This window comes from Sphingomonas sp. PAMC 26605 (assembly GCF_000241485.1).
Taxonomy (GTDB): domain Bacteria; phylum Pseudomonadota; class Alphaproteobacteria; order Sphingomonadales; family Sphingomonadaceae; genus Sphingomonas.
This window is the reverse complement of the sequence record NZ_JH584241.1, coordinates 458,761-477,766: the sequence shown is the minus strand read 5'-3', so window position 1 is coordinate 477,766 and position 19,006 is coordinate 458,761. Positions and strand designations below refer to the sequence as shown.

The 19,006-nt window shown below is 66.8% G+C and carries 16 protein-coding genes; 9 read left to right on the top strand and 7 right to left on the bottom strand.

Features of this window, described 5'->3' with window-relative positions:
* Positions 1–199: 199 nt before the first annotated feature.
* The 3 genes from groES to RH90_RS02090 all read left to right on the top strand — a co-directional run bounded on the left by groES (position 200) and on the right by RH90_RS02090 (position 2,970).
* Positions 200–487: a co-chaperone GroES gene (gene groES / locus RH90_RS02100; protein ID WP_010183565.1), complete on the top strand. Its 288-nt coding sequence runs from the start codon at positions 200–202 to the stop codon at positions 485–487.
* A gap of 54 nt (positions 488–541) precedes the next feature.
* Positions 542–2,185 (top strand): chaperonin GroEL, encoded by a 1,644-nt coding sequence (groL, locus tag RH90_RS02095; protein WP_010183563.1) that lies wholly within the window; start codon positions 542–544, stop codon positions 2,183–2,185.
* A gap of 215 nt (positions 2,186–2,400) precedes the next feature.
* The gene (locus RH90_RS02090) at positions 2,401–2,970 is read left to right on the top strand and encodes a Uma2 family endonuclease (protein ID WP_010183562.1); all 570 of its coding nucleotides are present in this window, start codon (positions 2,401–2,403) and stop codon (positions 2,968–2,970) included.
* Between the two features lie 4 nt (positions 2,971–2,974).
* On the opposite strand, the gene RH90_RS02085 is transcribed toward RH90_RS02090, so the two are convergent.
* Complete coding sequence (locus tag RH90_RS02085; RefSeq protein ID WP_157134502.1) at positions 2,975–3,493, bottom strand: hypothetical protein; 519 nt, start codon at positions 3,491–3,493, stop codon at positions 2,975–2,977.
* A gap of 179 nt (positions 3,494–3,672) precedes the next feature.
* Here RH90_RS02085 and RH90_RS02080 point away from each other — a divergent pair, with 179 nt between their 5' ends.
* Entirely contained in the window at positions 3,673–6,528 is a 2,856-nt protein-coding gene (locus tag RH90_RS02080) for a TonB-dependent receptor (protein WP_010183560.1), read from the top strand.
* Here RH90_RS02080 and RH90_RS02075 read toward each other — a convergent pair.
* Positions 6,522–7,013, bottom strand: a complete 492-nt coding sequence (locus RH90_RS02075; RefSeq protein ID WP_010183559.1) for a GNAT family N-acetyltransferase — start codon at positions 7,011–7,013, stop codon at positions 6,522–6,524. The genes RH90_RS02080 and RH90_RS02075 overlap by 7 nt on opposite strands.
* Positions 7,010–8,068, bottom strand: coding sequence for a mannose-1-phosphate guanylyltransferase/mannose-6-phosphate isomerase (locus tag RH90_RS02070; RefSeq protein WP_081476858.1), 1,059 nt, complete (start codon positions 8,066–8,068; stop codon positions 7,010–7,012). Before RH90_RS02070 ends, RH90_RS02075 begins: the two co-directional genes overlap by 4 nt.
* Before the next feature lie 172 nt (positions 8,069–8,240).
* Here RH90_RS02070 and RH90_RS02065 point away from each other — a divergent pair, with 172 nt between their 5' ends.
* From RH90_RS02065 to RH90_RS02045, 5 genes are read left to right on the top strand one after another with little or no spacing between them, the layout of a single operon-like run.
* A complete protein-coding gene (locus RH90_RS02065) occupies positions 8,241–9,629 on the top strand; it encodes a TIGR03013 family XrtA/PEP-CTERM system glycosyltransferase (RefSeq protein WP_010183557.1) in 1,389 nt (462 codons plus the stop codon).
* The gene (gene prsK / locus RH90_RS02060) at positions 9,626–11,674 is read left to right on the top strand and encodes an XrtA/PEP-CTERM system histidine kinase PrsK (RefSeq protein ID WP_010183556.1); all 2,049 of its coding nucleotides are present in this window, start codon (positions 9,626–9,628) and stop codon (positions 11,672–11,674) included. Before RH90_RS02065 ends, prsK begins: the two co-directional genes overlap by 4 nt.
* Positions 11,671–13,020 (top strand): PEP-CTERM-box response regulator transcription factor, encoded by a 1,350-nt coding sequence (gene prsR, locus RH90_RS02055; RefSeq protein WP_010183555.1) that lies wholly within the window; start codon positions 11,671–11,673, stop codon positions 13,018–13,020. The genes prsK and prsR overlap by 4 nt, the downstream gene beginning before the upstream one ends.
* Positions 13,013–15,055, top strand: coding sequence for a tetratricopeptide repeat protein (locus RH90_RS02050; RefSeq protein WP_010183554.1), 2,043 nt, complete (start codon positions 13,013–13,015; stop codon positions 15,053–15,055). The genes prsR and RH90_RS02050 overlap by 8 nt, the downstream gene beginning before the upstream one ends.
* Before the next feature lie 33 nt (positions 15,056–15,088).
* The gene (locus tag RH90_RS02045) at positions 15,089–15,910 is read left to right on the top strand and encodes a DUF815 domain-containing protein (RefSeq protein ID WP_010183553.1); all 822 of its coding nucleotides are present in this window, start codon (positions 15,089–15,091) and stop codon (positions 15,908–15,910) included.
* 2 nt (positions 15,911–15,912) lie between these two features.
* On the opposite strand, the gene RH90_RS02040 is transcribed toward RH90_RS02045, so the two are convergent.
* The 4 genes from RH90_RS02040 to RH90_RS02025 form a co-directional block, all read right to left on the bottom strand.
* The gene (locus RH90_RS02040; protein ID WP_010183552.1) at positions 15,913–16,170 is read right to left on the bottom strand and encodes a hypothetical protein; all 258 of its coding nucleotides are present in this window, start codon (positions 16,168–16,170) and stop codon (positions 15,913–15,915) included.
* A gap of 2 nt (positions 16,171–16,172) precedes the next feature.
* Positions 16,173–16,466, bottom strand: coding sequence for a hypothetical protein (locus tag RH90_RS02035; protein WP_157134501.1), 294 nt, complete (start codon positions 16,464–16,466; stop codon positions 16,173–16,175).
* Between the two features lie 47 nt (positions 16,467–16,513).
* A complete protein-coding gene (locus tag RH90_RS02030) occupies positions 16,514–17,071 on the bottom strand; it encodes a hypothetical protein (protein WP_010183550.1) in 558 nt (185 codons plus the stop codon).
* A gap of 72 nt (positions 17,072–17,143) precedes the next feature.
* Positions 17,144–18,937, bottom strand: coding sequence for an ABC-F family ATP-binding cassette domain-containing protein (locus tag RH90_RS02025; protein WP_010183549.1), 1,794 nt, complete (start codon positions 18,935–18,937; stop codon positions 17,144–17,146).
* Positions 18,938–19,006: the final 69 nt, after the last annotated feature.

The window sequence follows — 19,006 nt, the reverse complement described above, 5'->3', positions numbered from 1 at the left end:
AGGCCCCTTCGCTACGGCAAGGCTGCACGCGAGTAAATGCGTGTTATGCCACCAACACGGCAAATCGCTGATCTGGATTTGGTTCCACGAAATTTTCGTGCTCCCCGTTGACGCTGCCGGACCGCGCTATCATATCCCGGCTGCTGGCACTCACCAACGTCGAGTGCTAACACCTGTTCATTATAAAGGGACTTCGCCCATGACCTTTCGTCCGTTGCACGATCGCGTGCTCGTCCGCCGCGTAGAGGCAGAAGAAAAGACCGCCGGCGGGATCATCATCCCCGAGACCGCCAAGGAAAAGCCGCAGGAAGGCGAAGTCGTCTCCGTCGGCACCGGCGCCCGCAACGAAGCCGGTGAAATCCACCCGCTCGAAGTCAAGGCCGGCGACAAGATCCTGTTCGGCAAATGGTCGGGCACCGAGGTCAAGATCGACGGCGAAGACCTGCTGATCATGAAGGAATCCGACATCCTCGGGATCGTCGGTTAAATCCTTCTACGCGCAACTTTCATCACATTTCTCATCTGAAAGGGTAGCCCTACCATGGCATCCAAGGACGTAAAATTCGGGCGTGACGCTCGCGAGCGCATCCTCCGCGGCGTCGACATCCTCGCCGATGCGGTCAAGGTCACGCTGGGGCCGAAGGGCCGCAACGTCGTGATCGACAAGAGCTTCGGCGCGCCGCGCATCACCAAGGACGGCGTCACCGTCGCCAAGGAAATCGAGCTCAAGGACAAGTTCGAGAACATGGGCGCGCAGATGCTGCGCGAAGTCGCCTCGAAGACCAACGACATCGCCGGCGACGGCACGACCACCGCAACGGTTCTGGCGCAGGCGATCGTTCGCGAGGGCATGAAGTCGGTTGCAGCGGGCATGAACCCGATGGACCTCAAGCGCGGCATCGATCTCGCGGTCATCAAGGTCGTCGAGGACGTCAAGTCGCGCTCGAAGCCGGTTTCGGGTTCGCACGAAGTCGCTCAGGTCGGCATCATCTCGGCCAATGGCGATCGTGAAGTCGGCGAGAAGATCGCCGAAGCGATGGAGAAGGTCGGCAAGGAAGGCGTGATCACCGTCGAGGAAGCCAAGGGTCTCGAGTTCGAGCTCGACGTCGTCGAAGGCATGCAGTTCGACCGCGGCTACCTCTCGCCCTACTTCATCACCAACCCCGAGAAGATGTCGGTCGAGCTTCAGGATCCCTACATCCTGATTCACGAGAAGAAGCTGTCGAACCTGCAGGCGATGCTCCCGATCCTGGAAGCCGTCGTTCAGTCGGGCCGTCCGCTCCTGATCATCGCCGAAGACATCGAGGGTGAGGCACTCGCCACGCTCGTCGTCAACAAGCTGCGCGGCGGCCTCAAGGTCGCAGCGGTCAAGGCTCCCGGCTTCGGCGATCGTCGCAAGGCGATGCTCGAGGACATCGCGATCCTGACCAAGGGCGAGATGATCTCGGAAGACCTCGGCATCAAGCTCGAGTCGGTCACGATCGGTATGCTCGGCACCGCCAAGCGCGTCACGATCGACAAGGACAACACCGTCATCGTCGACGGTGCTGGTGACTCGGATGCGATCAAGGGCCGCACCGATGCGATCCGTCAGCAGATCGAGAACACGACGTCGGACTACGACAAGGAGAAGCTCCAGGAGCGTCTCGCCAAGCTTGCCGGCGGCGTTGCTGTCATCAAGGTCGGCGGTTCTTCGGAAGTCGAAGTCAAGGAGCGCAAGGACCGCGTCGACGACGCGCTGCACGCAACCCGCGCAGCCGTTGAAGAAGGCATCGTCCCCGGTGGTGGTACGGCGCTGCTGTACGCCAGCAAGGTGCTCGACGGCATGACCGGCGCGAACGAGGACCAGACGCGCGGTATCGATATCGTGCGCAAGTCGCTGACCTCGCTGGTTCGCCAGATCGCACAGAATGCCGGCCATGACGGCGCGGTCGTCTCGGGCAAGCTGCTCGACGGCAACGATCCGACGATCGGCTTCAATGCGGCGACCGACACGTACGAGAACCTGGTGGAAGCCGGCGTGATTGATCCGACCAAGGTCGTCCGCACCGCGCTGCAGAATGCGGCATCGGTCGCCGGCCTGCTCATCACGACCGAAGCGGCCGTGAGCGAGCTGCCGGAAGACAAGCCCGCAATGCCGATGGGCGGCGGCGGCATGGGCGGCATGGGCGGTATGGATTTCTGAGCCAACGCGGCCTGACATGGCGAAAGCTATGTAAGGACTCGCGTGGCTCCGGCCGGCGGGTCGGCGAGCTTGCTCGACGATCCCGTCCGACGCAGCACCGGCTTTGCCGGTGCCGGAACCAACGCCCAGCCTCCCGGCTGGACCAAAGACGAAGGGCCGGCGGAGCGATCCGCCGGCCCTTTGTTTATTGGGTGATTCGGCGTATATTGCGTGGCATGCCCGCGATCGCCCTCGACCCAGCCTATCGCCGCGTCAGCGTCGAGGAATTCCTCGAGATGGATTTCGGTGGCGCCAAGGCCGAGCTCGAAGACGGCCTGATCTACATGATGGCAGGCGGCAGCGAAGAGCATGCGCGCGTTGCCGGAAATATCATGGTCTATCTTGCCCCGCGACTTCGCGGAACGGGTTGCCGCGCCTACGGCTCCGATTTCGCGACCCGCACCGAGGAGCAGACGGTTCGGCTCCCGGACGTCAGCGTCTACTGCAACAACCCGTCCGCACCCGAAAACGCCCGCAAGAAGCTGCTAGGCGACCCACAAGTGGTGTTCGAGGTGCTGTCGCCGTCGACATCGTCGTATGATCAGAAGGTCAAGCTCCACGAATATTGCGCTTTGGCAGGCGTACGCGAGGTGATCCTCGTCGATCCCTCCGACGAACGAATTCACGTGGTGCATCGCACCGCCAGCGGCGGCTGGAACGCGGACTGGCTGGCCCCTTCTGCCGACCTTGTCATCCCGTCGCTCAATCTCACCATCCCCCGCGCGGAAATCTTCGCGCGCGACTGATCGTTCAGTTCGAGCTCTGCATATCCGTCACCGCCGCGCGCGTCGGTGCCGCCGGTGCCTGACATTTGCGCGCGAACCCAAGCCCCTTCAGGAAGGCGCGCCGCGTCTGCCCGGCATAGACGGCCGCCTCGGCGCGGCGTTGCTCCTTGTCGGCGCCGGTAATGACCCGCACCAGTCCGAGCCCGGGGATCAGCGTGCCGACCGCGGTCCGCGCCGCCACCGCCGCGATTTCGCTGCCCTCGCCCTTGCGCTTGCCCGGCACGTCGACATCGGCGCCGAGCGCCGAGTCGAGCTGACGGACCTCGGCGGCGATCGTCGCGCAGCTTTGCGTATGCTCGGACGAATAGGGCGCCGACGCGGCGCGTTGGAGGATCGGCGGGATCTTGGTCTTGGTCAGGCGCGTGTCGCGGAGCGGCTGGGTGATGACATGGCCGAGGCTGTCGCGCTGCTGTGCATCGGCGCCCACGACAGCGAGCGGCATCGCTGCGACGAACAATCCGCAAAGCAGGGGCGCGGGGCGCATCGTCATTCTCCGGTGGTTGATCCCGCCATGACGCGGGCCGATCACGGAGGTTCCCTAGCGTGCCGCCGTTTCGCAAAGATAATGAAATCGTCATGCTACCGTCACGACCGCCGCATAAGGCCGCCCCAGCACGGCACATTGGGAATCGCCAATGTTGCGCCGCAAACGGGGGACTATCGATGATCTGCAAGATTGGGGCGCGCGGTGTCGCGTCCAAGGCCGGCCTGTGCGCGGCGTTGCTCGGCTCGACCGCGCTCCCCGCTTATGCTGCCGACGTTGCCGGCCGTGTGCTCGATCCGCAGACCGGCGCGGCGCTGCCCGGTGCGACGATCGCCGCAGCCGGGCGTACTGCCGTCGCCGACCGTGACGGTATGTTCGTAATCCGCGATCTCGCGCCCGGTCCGGTCGAGCTGACCTTCACCTATGTCGGCTATCCCACCGCGATGCGCAGCGCGACCTCGAGCGACAGCGCGACGGTCGTCGATTTCCGGCTCGATCCGCCGGCCGGTGACGTGAGCGGCGGCGAGATCGTCGTCACCGGCCAGCGCGCCGCCGAGCGCCGCGCGCTCCAGGCCAAGCGCGCGTCGAACTTCATCCAGGACACGCTCAACGCCAACGACGTCGGCAAGCTGCCCGACCAGAACGTCGCCGAGGCGGTGCGCCGCCTGCCCGGCATCTCGGTCGCGAACGATCAGGGCGAAGGGCGCTACGTCATCATCCGTGGCGTCAATCCCAACCTCGCCAACGTCACCGTCAACGGCCAGACCGCCCCCGCGCCCGAACCCGAGAGCCGCCAGGTCAAGCTCGACGACATCCCCTCCTCGCTGATCGGCTCGGTCACGGTCGTCAAATCGCTCACCCCCGACCGCGACGCCAATGCGATCGCGGGCCAGGTCGACATCAACACGCTGACCGCGTTCGACCGCACCAAGGCCTTCGCCAACGCGCGGCTCGTCAGTGGCTACAACACGCTCAACAGCCGCAGCCCGTATGAGGGCGACATCACTGCGGGCACCCGCTTCGGCCCCGACAAGACCTTCGGCGTCGTGCTGTCGGGCAATTATTCGAGCCGCCCGATCGAGTCCGAAAACCTGCAAGGCTCGTCGAACTGGGGCACGCCGACCGGCACGAGCCGCGCGCTGCCCGACGATTACCGCATCCGCGACTACAACCTCAACCGCACGCGTTACGGCGTTGTCGGCAATTTCGACTGGCGGCCGAGCTCGGACGTCAACGTCTACCTCCGCACGCTCTATTCGACCTTCAAGGATCACGAGACGCGCGACCAGTCGCGGATCGAGATCCCGGTGACCTATGCGACGACCAACGCCGCTGGCGTCACCACGCAGCCGACCGCGGCGCAGCAGGCGGTCAATGCCGCGATCTCGAACGGCGGCACCTTCAGCGGCCGCGGCACGCGCTTCCTGCGGCTGCGCAACGAGGACGATTCGACCTTCTCGGGCGAGCTCGGCGGCAAGTTCCGCTTCGGCGGGTCGGAGCTGCAGGTCGAGGGCACCTACAGCAAGGCGCTCAAGAAGGACCCGCTGCGTTCGGAATTCTCGTTCCGTACCGGCAGCACCGCGCTGACCGGCCTGTCGCTCGACCTTGCCGACACACTGTTCAACGTCACCACCACCAACGGCACGCCGTACAACAGCGCGCTCTACAGCGGCTTTCGCGTCAATTACGACCGCCGCCGCGCCGAGGAGAACCTTTACCAGGCACGCGCCGATCTGACGATCCCGATCGGTTTCGGCAGCGACAGCACGATCAAGGTCGGCGGCAAGTTCCAGCAGACCGACAAGACCAACAATCGCGACTTCCAGCAATATTCGCTCGGCAGCACGCTGGCAGCGACCGGGGCGGCGGGCGACGACGGCAGCTCTGTTTATGATGGACGCTATCTGGTCGGCCCGCGAATCAATTACGATCAGGCGCAGACCTATTACACCGTAACGAACCCTGCCGCGCGGACGCAGAGCGCGTCCGACCTCGCAACCTCGGCCGCGAACTCGCTGGTCAACGATTACGACCTCAGCGAGAAAGTCTATGCCGGCTACATCATGGGCACCTTCAAGTTCGCCAAGCTGACGATCGTCCCCGGCGTCCGCGTCGAACACACCGACGGCACCTACAAGGGCAAGGCGTTCACGCCAACTTCGCTGGTCAGCCAAGGCTATAACGTCTCGAATGCGCGCGCCTATACCGACGCCTTCCCCGACCTCAACGTGCGCTTCGACGCCACCGACCGGCTTGTGCTGCGTGCCGCCGTGACCACCGCGATCGGCCGGCCCGACTATAATCTGCTCGCGCCGTACGTGAACGTCAGCGACACCACCCCCAACGCCGGCGTCGTCGCGCTCGGCAACCCCAACCTCAAGCCGTATAAAGCGGTGTCGGGCGATCTTTCGGCCGAATATTATCTCGCGGGCCAGGGCATCCTCTCGATCGCCGGCTTCTACAAGCATCTCGACGATCCGATCTTCACCGTCGGCACGACGCAGGGCGGCACCTTCGGCGGCACCACCTTCGCGCGCGCACTCGTCACCCAGCCGGTCAATGGCGACAGCGCCAAGATCTACGGCGTCGAGGTCAATCTCCAGGCGCAATTGACCTTCCTGCCGGGCGCGCTGTCGGGCTTAGGCGTGTCGGGCAATTTCACCTATACCGACGGATCGTCGCGCGGCGTGATCGGCCGGGTGGGCAGCGTGCCCAATCTGCTCCAGTCGAAATATATCGGCACGGCGCAGCTCTATTACGAGAAGTACGGCCTGACCGGGCGGCTCGCCTACACCTATCGCTCGGCCTATCTCGACACGCTCGGCACGACCGCGGCGACCGACCAATATACCGACGAAAACAATTCGCTCGACGCGCGAATCGGCTATTCGCCGGTCAAGCAGTTCACCGTATTCGTCGAGGCGAGCAATCTGCTCGATTCCCCGTGGCGTCGCTATCAGGCGGTCAAGACTCAACTGATCGAGAGCGAGCGCTATCGCCAAACGTTCCGCATCGGCGTCCAGCTCGCCTATTGAACGACGCTCTCCAGCGGATACAGCATCGCGACGTTACAGCGTTCGTAGCGCGTACCGAACTCCGCCATGATCCCCGGATCATGGCGGAAGCCGGCCTTTTCGTAGAGGTGGATCGCCGCAGCGCTCTTGCTGTTGCTCAACAGATACAGCCGCCGCGCGCCCATCACCCTGGCGCGCGCAATGACGGCGTCGAGCAGGAACGCGCCGACACCGCGCCCGCGCGCGGTGTCGAGCACCCCCATCTTAGTCAGCTCGTACTGGTCCGCGCCGGTGCGCTGCAACGCGCACGCACCGACGATCCCCAGCCCCGCGGCTTCGACGAACAGGATATCGCCGCCGGGGGCGATGATCCGTTCGTGCGGCTGATCGAGCACATCGCGATCGGTCGGCTCGAGCCGATACATCGCCCCGATCCACTGCGCGTTGATATCGTGAAACGCCTGCGCCAGGTCGTCGCGATACGCGTGGATCGTCAGCCCGTTCATCCGCGCTTCTTCATCGCCTCGATCAGCGCCTTGACCTCCTGGCTGCGGCCGCGCGGCAGGATCAAGATATCGGAGCCGCTGGCCACGACGATCAGATCCTTGACGCCGACCATCGCGATTCGCGCGCCGTCGCTGCGCACCAGGCAATGGGCGGTGTCGATCGCGATCACTTCGCCCTGATGCGAATTGCCGCTATCGTCGAGCTCGCTGATCTCGTGCAACGCGTCCCAGCTGCCGAGGTCGCTCCAGCCCATCTTCACCGGGATCACGGCGACGCGATCGGCCTTCTCCATCACGGCATAGTCGATCGATTCGGACGGCGAGGCGGCGAATTCGGTCGCGTCGGGATAGATGCGCGTGCCCTCGCGGCGCGCGGCGTCCATCGCCTTCTGGCATGCGGTGAGCGTCTCGGGATCATGCTGCGCGAGTGCGGCGAGATAGGCATCGGCGCGGAACAGGAAGATCCCGCCGTTCCAGGCATGGTCACCGGCGGCGAGCATTGCCTCGGCCGCATCGCGCGGCGGCTTTTCGACGAACTTGCTGACGCGGTGGACGCCGTTCGAGATCTCCTCGCCCATATGGATATAGCCATAGCCCGTCTCGGGCGCGTGCGGATCGATCCCGAAGGTCACGAGCCAGCCCTGCTCGACGAGCGGGCGCGCAGCGTGGATCGCGGCGTGGAACGCCGGGATATCCAGGATCACGTGATCCGACGGCATGATCAGCAGCGGCGCATCGCCCGATCCGGCCGCGATCGCGGCGAGCGCGATCGCCGGCGCGGTGTTGCGGCCGATCGGTTCGAGGATCAGCGCCTCCGCACTCGCGGACACCGCCTCGAGCTGCGATTCGACCATCGCCGCATGCTGTGCGTTGGCGACGACGATCGGCGCGCCGAACCGCTCGCCCTGCGCGCGGCGCGCGGTAAGCTGGAGCATCGTTTCGTCCGCGGTCAGCGCAAGCATCTGTTTCGGCATGGCCGGAGTCGACATCGGCCACAGTCGTGTGCCCGACCCGCCCGAGAGGATTACAGGGACAATCGGTTGTGGCTGTGGCATAAAATTCCTCCAAGGTCGCGGCGCTGTAGCGGCTCCCGTGCCCGAAGGTAATCCCCTTGTCCCGTTCCGATCCGGTCCTTTTAGCTTTTCTTTGTCAATTCCTGCGACAGCGGCATGCCCGTGTCGGAATCGCTTACACCCCCCGCACGGGCGCGGACGAGGTCCACCGCTGATGATCAGGCTGTTCAAGCACTATATCCCCAATGCCGTGCTGCTGCTCGGCCTGATCGACCTGGTCCTGCTGATCGCGGCGGGCGAGCTCGGCTATACCATCCGGATGGGCCAGTTGCTGCTGCCGATGACGCCGATGCAGGCGCGCATCCCGCAATTGCTGACCTTTGCCGCCTCGCTCGAAATGGCGATGGTGGCGGTCGGGGTGTACGGCGCGGGCGCGCTGCAATCGCTGCGCTATGCGACCGCGCGACTGCTGGTGGCGATCTCGCTCGGCGTGATCTTCCTCAGCGTGGTCTTCTTCATCCTGCCTTCGGCGAGCTTCTGGCGTTCGAATCTGCTCTACGCGATGGGGATCGCCGCGGTGCTGCTGATCGCGCTGCGCGTCCTGGTCGGTAAATTGATCGGCGGGCAGGCGTTCAAGCGGAGAGTCGTCGTGCTCGGCGCGGGCGCGCGCGCGGCGCGGCTGAAGGCGCTGGCGCAGACGCCCGGCGCGGGGTTCGTCGTGGTCGGCTATATCTCGATGAGCGAAGCCGCGCGCGTCATTCCCGAGGCGATCGCCCGCGATGCGATCTACAATCTCGCCGATCACGTCGTGCTGCTCAACGCGAGCGAAGTCGTGCTTGCGCTCGAGGAACGCCGCAACGCGCTGCCGCTGAAAGACCTGTTGCGAATCAAGACCACCGGCGTCCACGTCAACGAGATCTCGACGTTCCTCGAACGCGAGACCGGCCGAATCGACCTGCAGAGCGTCAACCCGAGCTGGCTGATCTTTTCCGACGGCTTTTCCTCGGGCCGGATGTTCTCGAGCCTGTTCAAGCGGCTGTTCGACGTCACCGCGAGCCTGATCCTGCTGATCCTCACGCTGCCGCTGATCCTGCTCACCGCGATCGCGATCAAGCTCGAGAGCAAGGGACCGGCCTTCTACCGCCAGCGGCGCGTCGGGCTGTACAATGTCGGGTTCGATTGCATCAAACTGCGCTCGATGCGGATCGACGCCGAAGTCGCGGGGCAAGCCGTGTGGGCCGAGAAGAACGATCCGCGCATCACCCGCGTCGGGCGAATCATCCGCAAGCTCCGGATCGACGAGCTGCCACAGACCTGGTCGGTGCTGAAAGGCGAGATGAGCTTCGTCGGCCCGCGCCCCGAGCGCCCGCAATTCGTCGAGGATCTCGAACAGCAGCTGCCCTATTATGCCGAGCGTCACATGGTGAAGCCCGGCATCACCGGCTGGGCGCAGATCAACTATCCCTATGGCGCGTCGATCGAGGACAGCCGGCAGAAGCTCGAATACGACCTCTATTACGCCAAGAACTATTCGCCCTTCCTCGACCTGCTGATCCTGCTCCAGACGGTGCGCGTCGTCCTGTGGCCCGAGGGCGCGCGATGACCGGCGCCGCCACGCTGATCCTGTGGAGCCACGCGCTCGCCGCCTTGCTGTTCGCCGGCGTCGCGGTGTCGCGGCTGCGTGACACAGGCAAGGGGCTGCCACGCTTGCCGCTGGTCGCCGCGCTCGGGCTGACCGCTTTGTGGGCCTTGGCGGTGGCCGGGCTCGAGGGCAGCGACATGGTCACGCGCGTCGTCGAATCGGTGCGCAATCTCGCCTGGCTCGCCTTCATGTACGCACTGATCGAGCGCGACGATACAACACGCGAGCATCGCGCGGTCAGCGTGATCTATGGCGTCGTCGCGCTCGTCAGCGTCGCGGGGATCGGGCTAGCGATCCTCGAACAAACAGTCGGCACGGCGCTGATTCCGCAGGTCAGCGCGGTGCGGCTGTTGCTGCGCAGCATGGTCGCGCTCGGCGCGCTGCTGCTGCTCCACCATCTCTATATAACCGCGACGCCGCGCGTGCGCGCCCGCTTGCGGCTCGTCGTGTTCGCGCTCGGGTCGATGTGGGGGTTCGACCTGCTGCTCTATATCTCGGCCTATGCCAGCGGCACCTGGCCGACCACGCTGACGATCGGGCGCGGCTTCGTGATGGCGCTCGTCGCGCCGGTGCTGGCGCTCGCCGTCCAGCGCAATGGCGAATGGACCTTGCAGGTGTCGCGCACCGTCGCGTGGCAGACAGTGTCGTTCGCGGTAACCCTGCTCTACGCCGCAGTCATGCTCGTCGCGACCAGCGCGATCGCCTCGGTCAGCGGCGAGAATGCGCGGCTGTGGCAGACCGCGTTCGTGTTCGGATCGACCGCCGCCGGCATCACGATCCTGTCCTCGCCGTGGGTGCGCGCCTGGGCCAAGGTCAAGGTGTCGAAGCATTTCTTCCGCCATCGCTACGATTATCGCGCCGAGTGGATCCGCTTCACCGACACGCTCGGCAAGCCCGATGACGCCGCGCCGCTCGACGAGCGAATCGTCAAGGCGGTCGCCGACCTGACCGATTCGCCCGCCGGGCTGTTGCTCGTGCCCGAGGGCACGGGGCTCGGCGTCGGGGCCGGCTGGAAGTGGGACGCGCCGAGCGCGGGCGCCGGGCCGGCGCTCGTTACGCATCTCACGACGACCGGTCGGATCGTCGAACTCGACGCGGTGCGGAGCGATACGACCGATCCGGTCGAGCGCGCGAGCGTACCGCCGTGGATGCTCGATGCGGACGGCTGGGCGTTGCTCCCGCTCGTCCATCTCGATCGTCTGCAGGGCGCGATCCTGCTCGCGCGTCCGCCGATCGACCGTGCACTCGACTGGGAGGATTTCGACCTGTTGCGCATCGCCGGGCGCCAGGTGGCGAGCTATCTCGCGGAGGAGCGCGCGCAGGCGGCGCTCGCCGAGGCCAAGCGCTTCGACGAATTCAACCGCCGCTTCGCCTTCATCCTGCACGACATCAAGAATCTCGTCAGCCAGCTGAGCCTCGTCGCGCGCAATGCCGAACGCCATGCCGACAACCCCGCGTTTCGCGCCGACATGATCGCGACGCTGCAGGATTCGGCCGGGCGGATGAACGACCTGCTCGCCCGGCTGTCGCAGCATCATCACGCCCGTGCCGAGGAGCTTCGCCCGGTCGATCTGCTCGCGCTCGCCGAACAGGTCGCAGCGCGGCGGCGTGCGCAGCATCCGGTTCTCGTGCGCGGCGCCGCTGCCCTGGCGCACGCCGATCCGGTCCGGCTCGAGCAAGTGCTCGGCCATCTGCTGCAGAATGCGATTGAGGCGAGCCCGCCCGGTGAGCCCGTCACGCTCGCCGTTTCGGGCGACGCCAAGCGCGTGTCGATCGCGGTGATCGACCAGGGCTGCGGGATGAGTCCCGCTTTCCTGCGCGAACAGCTCTTCAAACCCTTCGCCTCGTCGAAAGCGGGCGGCTTCGGCATCGGCGCGTTCGAGGCGCGCCAATTGGCCGAGGCGATGGGCGGCCACGTCGCGGTCGAGAGCCGCGAACGCCACGGCACCACCTTTCACGTCACGCTCGCTGCGGCGCGGACGATCTCGCTGGACGAAGCTGCATGACCGACAAACCCAAATTGCTGATCGTCGAGGACGACCTCGGGCTGCAGCGCCAGTTGCGCTGGGCCTATGAAGGCTATTCGGTCGTCACTGCAGTCGACCGCGCCACCGCGCTCGACGCACTGCGCGCCGAGGAACCGGCGGTGGTCACGCTCGATCTTGGCCTGCCGCCAGACCCCGACGGCACCAGCGAAGGCTTCGCCACGCTCGCCGAGATCCTGCGGCTCAAGCCCGACACCAAGGTGATCGTCGCCTCGGGCCACGGCGCACGCGAAAGCGCACGCCAGGCGATCGCCGACGGCGCCTGGGACTTCTATGCCAAGCCGATCGACATCGATGCGCTCGGGCTGATCGTCGCTCGCGCTTTCCATGTCCATGCGCTCGAGGCCGAAAATCGCCGGCTGGCTGCGCGCGGCAGCGGCACCGGCCTCGGCGGGATGATCACCGCGAGCCCCGAAATGCTCAAGGTCACCCGCACGATCGAGCGCGTCGCGGGCGCCGACGTGTCGGTGATGCTGCTCGGCGCGAGCGGCACCGGCAAGGAGCTGCTCGCACGCGGCTTGCACGATGCGAGCCCGCGCGCGAAGGGCGCGTTCGTCGCGATCAATTGCGCGGCGATCCCCGAGACGCTGCTCGAAAGCGAGCTGTTCGGCCACGAAAAGGGCGCGTTCACCGGCGCGGTCAAGACCACCGAAGGCAAGATCGAACAGGCGCAGGGCGGCACGCTGTTCCTCGACGAGATCGGCGACGTGCCGTTACCGCTGCAGGTCAAATTGCTGCGCTTCCTGCAGGAACGCGTGATCGAGCGGATCGGCGGTCGCAAGCCGATCCCCGTCGACACGCGGATCGTCTGTGCGACGCATCAGGACATCGACGCGATGGTCGCGGCGGGCACGTTTCGCGAAGATCTCTATTACCGCCTCGCCGAGATCGTCGTGCGCATCCCCTCGCTCGCCGAGCGCAGCGGCGACGCAGCGCTGCTCGCGCAGCATTTTCTCAAGCTCTATGCCGCGTCGATGCGCTCGGGCGTCACCGGCCTCGCGCCCGATGCCCGTGCCGCGATCGCGTCCTGGCCGTGGCCGGGCAATGTTCGCGAACTCGAAAACCGCATGAAGCGCGCGGTGATCATGGCCGAGGGCAAGCTCGTCACCGCCGCCGATCTCGATCTGGCCGAAGGCCGCGAGGAGCCGCCGCTCAATCTGCGCGCGGCGCGCGAGGGGGCCGATCGCGCGACGATCACCCAGGCGCTCGCCCGTGCCGAGGGCAATATCTCGAACACCGCCAAACTGTTGGGCGTCAGCCGTCCGACGCTCTACGATCTGCTGAAGAGCTATGACCTCCATGCCTAAGGCCTTGCTCACCTCGCTCGGATCGGTCGCCGCGATCGCCGCCGGACTGCTCGTGGCGGGCTGTCACGCGCCCGCCCGTCCCGACGCGACCACCGCGCGCGGCGAGCTCGCGCTCAGCGTCCAGGCGCTCGGCATCGGCAATTACAGCGCGGCGCGCAACCATGCCCAGGCCGCCATCAAGGCCGATCCGCAGTCGGGTCTGGCGCACGCGATGCTCGCGCGCAGCTATCTGTCGGTCGGCGACGGCATCGCCGCCGAGGGTGAAATCACGCGCGCGACCGCAGCGGGGTTCGACCCGGCGCGCACGCACCATCTGCTCGCCCACGCCTGGCTGCTGCAGGGGCAGGCCGATAAGGCGCTCGGCGAAGCGGCCAAGGCGCCGCCGCGCTACACCGCCTATGCGAACCGCGTCGGCGCGCGCGCGCTGGCGGCCGGCGGCGATCCGGCGCGCGCGAAGGCGGCGCTCGACACGCTGCTCGCGGCGGCTCCGAACGACAGCTTCGCCTGGTCCGATCTCGGCCGTATTCAATATCAGACCGGCAACCTCGCCGGTGCGATCCAGGCCGCGACGCGCGCGACCGCGGCCAATGCCAACAATGTCGAGGCGTTGACGCTGCGCGGCGAACTCGTCCGCGCACAATATGGTCTGGTCGCCGCCCTTCCCTGGTTCGAATCGGCGCTGGCGCACGATGCCTATTACGTCCCCGCCTTGCTCGATTATGCCGCGACGCTCGGCGAGGTCGGGCGCTATCGGGACATGCTCGCCGCGACGCGCAAGGCGCTCGCCGCGCGCCCGGGCAACGCGCAGGCGCTGTATCTGCAAGCCGTGCTCGCCGCGCGCGCGGGCAAGGACGATCTCGCGCGACAGTTGATGGCGCGGACCAAGGGGCAGCTCGATACCCTGCCCGGTGCGCTGCTGCTCAACGGCACGCTCGCCTACAGGGCCGGGGTCTATCAGCAGGCGATCGACGCATGGTCGCTGCTCGTCGGCCAGCAACCGACCAATATCGTCGCGCGCCGCCTGCTCGGCGCGGCGCTGCTGCGCTCGGGCGATCCGCGCGGCGCGCTCGACGCGCTGAAGCCGGTCGCGCTGCGCGCCGATGCCGACAGCTACACGCTGGCGCTCGTCGGCCGCGCGTTCGAGCAATCGGGCGAGCGCGACTGGGCGGCGAGATATCTCGACCGCGCGGCTTTCCCGGCTGTCGTGGGGTCGGCGCCGCTCGGAACCGACGACGGGCTCGCCGCGCTGGCCTTGACGGCGCGCGAGACGCCCGACGAACCGGTCGCGCAGCTCGGGCTGGTGCGCGGCCTGCTCGAAGCCGGCGACAACGCAGGCGCGCTCGCCAAGGCGCAGAGCCTCGTCGCGCTGACCCCCGGCGCGCCCGACGCCTATCTCGCGCTCGGCGACACGCTGATGGCGCTCAACCGCTATGGCGATGCCGCCGCCGCCTATCGCCACGCGATCGACCTCCGCTTCGACGAGCCGACGATGCTGCGCACGATGGACTCGCTCGACCGCGCCGGCCGGCGCGCCGAGGCGGCGAATGTGCTCGCGCTGTTCGTCTCCCAAAACCCGCAGAATGTCGCGGGCCAGCGGCTCGCCGCGCATTGGCAGATCGCGGGCGGTGACTGGGATGCCGCGATCGAGACGCTCGAGCGGCTGCGTCGGCGGATCGGCAATCGCGATGCCGCGCTGCTGGCGGAGCTGTCCTATGCCTATACCGGCGCTGGCGATGCCGATGTCGGGCTCGTCTTCGGCAAGGCGGCCTATGCGCTGACGCCGATGAACCCGGCGGCGACCGATGCCTATGGCTGGGCGCTGTACCAGCAGGGCAAGAGCGCGCCCGCGCTGCAATTGCTCGAAAAGGCGGCGTCGATCGCGCCCGAGCGCTCGACGCTGCGCTGGCATCTGGGGCAGGCCTATGCCGATCTCGACCGCGGCGCCGAGGCCAGGACGCAGATCCGCGCCGCGCTCGCCGATCCGGGCTTCGGCGACCGCGCGGCGGCGCTGGCGGCGCTCAAGGTGCTGGGGTAGCGGAGCCTTCACCCGCTGTGTAGCAAGCGGACCATGACCGAGCCCCACGATCCCCTCGTCCGCATCGCCGCCGCGCTGGAGCGGCTCGCCCCACCGCGGCGGGAGAGCGCCGACCCACTCGCGCATCCGGCCTATGTCTGGCGCGGCGCGGTGCTCGAGCCGGTGCGCGACTTCCGCCCGTTGCCGCTCGAGCGGCTGCACGGCGTCGATGCGCAGCAGCGCGCGATGCTCGACAACGCGCGTCATCTCGCGGCGAACGCAGCGGCGCACGACGTATTGCTATGGGGCGCGCGCGGGACGGGCAAGTCGGCGCTGGTCAAGGCGGTCACCGGCGCGGTCCAGGCCGAGGGCGGCGCGCTGGCGCTGGTCGAGATCGTGACCGCGCAGCTCGACACGCTGCCCGCGCTGTTCGCGCAGATTGCCGACGTGCGGCGCGCGTTCCTGCTGTTCCTCGACGATCTCGGCTTCGACGCCGCCGCCGACGGGCGCGCGTTGCGCTCGATGCTCGATGGCGGGGCGGAGGCAAGGCCGGCCAATGCGCGGCTGGTCGTGACCTCGAACCGTCGCCATCTGGTGCCGCGCGAAATGATCGACCAGCCGAACGCGGTCAATCCACGCGATGCCGCCGACGATGCGCTCGCGCTCGCCGATCGCTTCGGGCTCAGCCTGGGGTTTCATGTCGTCGACCAGGACGGCTATCTCGCGATCGTCGCGAGCTATGCGCAAGCGTACGACCTACCGTTCGATGCGAGGGATGCGATCGGCTTCGCAACGCGGCGCGGCGCGCGGTCGGGGCGCGTGGCGTGGCATTATATCGTCGAGCTGGCCGGGCGGCATGGACGGGCGCTCGACTGAGATCAGCTCCATTTCAGCCCCAGCGCGACGACTTTCGCGACAGCGGCGAGCATCAGGACCGTGAGGATCCGCGGATGCTGGAGCGAAACATGCGCATATTCGAGCCGCGCATCGCTGAGCAGCGCTTCGCGCCGCCCCTTGTCGTTCGCGCGTGCGGCCCGCGCCTCGAACGCATTGCCCTTTATTCCGCGATAGCAGGCGTACGCCACGCCAACCGCGAAGATCAGGTCGGCGGCGTCCGACAGCAGCGCGGCCAGCACGGCTAGACGATTTCGATCGACAGCGTCTTGCCGAGCGCCAGCGCGACCAACGCGAGCGACGTGACGGTTGCACCCTTTTCGCCATTGGCAAGGCGCGACAGGAACGCCGCATCGACGCCGGTATCGCGTTCGATCTGGCGCAGACTGCGCGGATCGGCGTGCAGCGCCTCGGTCACCGCGTCGGACAGTTCGACGCGCGCGATTGCCGCCGCGGCGGCGCGCAGCTGATCGAGCGACAGCGGCATGTCTGCTTCGGCGACCAATACATCGCCTTCATACTCTGTAGGACTGGGCATGTTCACTCCTCGTGTTGTACATATATACAACAACGCTTAAGGTCAAGTTACGCTCCACCGACTCGCAGCCAATCGTCGAACGGCGCATAGACCGTGCTCCAGTCGGAAAACCCGTCCGTTTCGCGCTCCAGTCCGGCGAGGGCGGACTGATAGTCCTGCGACTCGCCGATCCACAGAATCCGCATCTCGGTATAGCCATCGATATAGAGGCCGAGCGAAGTCATCGTCGGGAAGCCGCGCTCCTCGGCCGGACCGTCATCGAGTTGGAAGAGATAGCTGTGCGGATCGACCGCAAAAGGCGAAGCCCGGCCGCGCTGGACGCGATCGGACAACGGAATCCTTGACCGCAGGTGCAGCCCGCGCAGGAGCGCCACGCCCCGGCGCTGACGGGGCGGCGTATCGACTGACTCAAGCGCCTCCGCGAGCGTCGCGGCGCGCCCGTCGTCGAGCACGCCACGACGATTGAAACCGGCGAAGAGCCCTTCCAGCATCACGCGGAACGCCCTGATCGCGCGAGCTTGATCGACGCCGGCGCGAAGCCCCGCCTCGATCAGCGCGTCCTGCAGCGCCCCGATTCGCGCGAAATCGATTTCGAAACGCAGCATCGCATCGTCCCCCCGCCCGGGCCCCCCGGCCCGCGGCCAGTCTGGCGCATATGCCGGTGAGGATGCAACACGTTACGCTTGCGATTCGACCATTTCGGCCAGTTCGAGCCAGCGCAGCTCGGCCATCGTCTTGTCTTCCTGCGCCTGGCCGATCGCCTCCATCAGCCGCTCGAAGGCGTCGGGATCGCGCGTGTAGAGATCGGGGTCCTCGAGCAGCGTCTGGTCGCGTGCGATCGCCGCGTCGAGCGCCTCGATCCGCTTGGGCAGCAGTTCGTAATCGCGCTGATCCTTGTAGGTCAGCTTGACCTTGGCGCCCGGCGCGGGCGCGGCGGTGGCCGAGACCGCGTTGCGCGCGATCGCGCCGCGCTTGGTCGGCGCCTTGGCCTTGCGCCGACGCTCCCAATCCTCATACCCGCCAGCGACGACGTCGACCGTCCCCGAACCGTCGAGCCCGAGCGTGATCGTGACGGTGCGATCGAGGAAGTCGCGGTCGTGGCTGACGATCAGCACAGTGCCTTCATAATCGCCGATCACGTCCTGCAGCAGGTCGAGCGTTTCAAGGTCGAGATCGTTGGTCGGCTCGTCGAGGATGAGCAGGTTCGACGGCTTGGCGAATTCGCGCGCCAGCAACAGCCGCGACCGCTCGCCGCCCGACAGCGTGCCGATCTTGGCGTCGAGCACGCCGGGTTCGAACAGGAAGTCCTTGAGATAGCCGACGACGTGCTTGCGCGAGCCCTGCACCTCGACCCAGTCGCCGCCATCGGCGAGGACGTCGCGGATCGTCTTTTCGGGCTCCATCTTCGAGCGCTGCTGGTCGATGACGATGCGCTCGAGCCCCTGCGCCATCTTGATCGTGCCGGCATCGGGCGCGAGTTCGCCGGTGAGCAGCTTGAGCAGCGTCGACTTGCCGGCACCATTCGCGCCAACGATGCCGATGCGATCCTTGCGCGTCACGCGCAGCGTCAGATCGTCGATGATCGTGCGGTCGCCGAACGCCTTGGTGATGTGCTTGGCGTCGATCACCACCTTCGACTTGGCGTCGCCGGTGCCGATCGAGAGGTTGGCGGCGCCCGCCGGGCCGACCATCGAGGCGCGTTCGGCGCGCATTTCGACCAGCTTGGTGAGGCGGCCTTGGTTGCGCTTGCGGCGGCCGGTGACGCCGCGCAGCAGCCAATGCTCCTCGAGCTTCAGCTTGGCGTCGAGCTTCTCGGCGTTGCGCGCCTCGTCGGCATAGACCGCCTCGGTCCAGGCGTCGAAGCCGCCGAAGCCGATCTCGGCGCGGCGCAAATTGCCGCGGTCCATCCACAAAGTCTGCTTGGTCAGCTTGGTCAGGAAGGTTCGGTCATGGCTGATCACGACGAACGCGCCGCGGAAGCGCTGGAGCCATTCCTCGATCCATTCGATCGCGCCGATGTCGAGATGGTTGGTCGGCTCGTCGAGCAGCAGCACGTCGGGGTTTTGCGCGAAGGCGCGGACGATCGCGGCGCGGCGGCGCTCGCCGCCCGAGGCCTTTGCGGCCTCGCGGGTGAGATCGATGCCGAGCTGGTCGGCGATCGCCTCGGCCTCGTGCTGGCGCGGCGCGTCGTCGCCGCCCAGCACATAGTCGGCGAGCGTGGTGCAGCCGGTCATCGCCGGCTCCTGTTCGAGCAGGATGACGCGTGTGCCGGGGACGATCGTGCGGCGGCCTTCGTCGCTGTCGATCTTGTTGCCGAGCAGCTTCATCAGCGTGGTCTTGCCCGCGCCGTTGCGTCCGATGAGGGCGAGCCGATCGCGCGGGCCGATATGGATGTCGAGGTTCCGGAACAGCCAGCCCGAGCCCTGAATGACGCCGAGATTTTCGTATGCGAGGATTGGTGCTAATGCCATGGCCGCGCGGCCTAGCGATTTAGCGCGGGTAAATCGAGGCTAAAGCGCGGACGGGGGGAAGCCCGAGAC

Bases quoted from the DNA above. Each gene is read 5' to 3' on its own strand.
- RH90_RS02085 (WP_157134502.1), bottom strand. From the start codon at position 3,493: ATGCGCCCCGCGCCCCTGCTTTGCGGATTGTTCGTCGCAGCGATGCCG.
- prsK (WP_010183556.1), top strand. From the start codon at position 9,626: ATGACCGGCGCCGCCACGCTGATCCTGTGGAGCCACGCGCTCGCCGCC.
- groL (WP_010183563.1), top strand. From the start codon at position 542: ATGGCATCCAAGGACGTAAAATTCGGGCGTGACGCTCGCGAGCGCATC.
- RH90_RS02035 (WP_157134501.1), bottom strand. From the start codon at position 16,466: ATGCCCAGTCCTACAGAGTATGAAGGCGATGTATTGGTCGCCGAAGCA.
- RH90_RS02075 (WP_010183559.1), bottom strand. From the start codon at position 7,013: ATGAACGGGCTGACGATCCACGCGTATCGCGACGACCTGGCGCAGGCG.
- prsR (WP_010183555.1), top strand. From the start codon at position 11,671: ATGACCGACAAACCCAAATTGCTGATCGTCGAGGACGACCTCGGGCTG.
- RH90_RS02025 (WP_010183549.1), bottom strand. From the start codon at position 18,937: ATGGCATTAGCACCAATCCTCGCATACGAAAATCTCGGCGTCATTCAG.
- RH90_RS02080 (WP_010183560.1), top strand. From the start codon at position 3,673: ATGATCTGCAAGATTGGGGCGCGCGGTGTCGCGTCCAAGGCCGGCCTG.
- RH90_RS02065 (WP_010183557.1), top strand. From the start codon at position 8,241: ATGATCAGGCTGTTCAAGCACTATATCCCCAATGCCGTGCTGCTGCTC.
- RH90_RS02030 (WP_010183550.1), bottom strand. From the start codon at position 17,071: ATGCTGCGTTTCGAAATCGATTTCGCGCGAATCGGGGCGCTGCAGGAC.
- RH90_RS02070 (WP_081476858.1), bottom strand. From the start codon at position 8,068: ATGCCACAGCCACAACCGATTGTCCCTGTAATCCTCTCGGGCGGGTCG.
- RH90_RS02045 (WP_010183553.1), top strand. From the start codon at position 15,089: ATGACCGAGCCCCACGATCCCCTCGTCCGCATCGCCGCCGCGCTGGAG.
- RH90_RS02050 (WP_010183554.1), top strand. From the start codon at position 13,013: ATGCCTAAGGCCTTGCTCACCTCGCTCGGATCGGTCGCCGCGATCGCC.
- groES (WP_010183565.1), top strand. From the start codon at position 200: ATGACCTTTCGTCCGTTGCACGATCGCGTGCTCGTCCGCCGCGTAGAG.
- RH90_RS02090 (WP_010183562.1), top strand. From the start codon at position 2,401: ATGCCCGCGATCGCCCTCGACCCAGCCTATCGCCGCGTCAGCGTCGAG.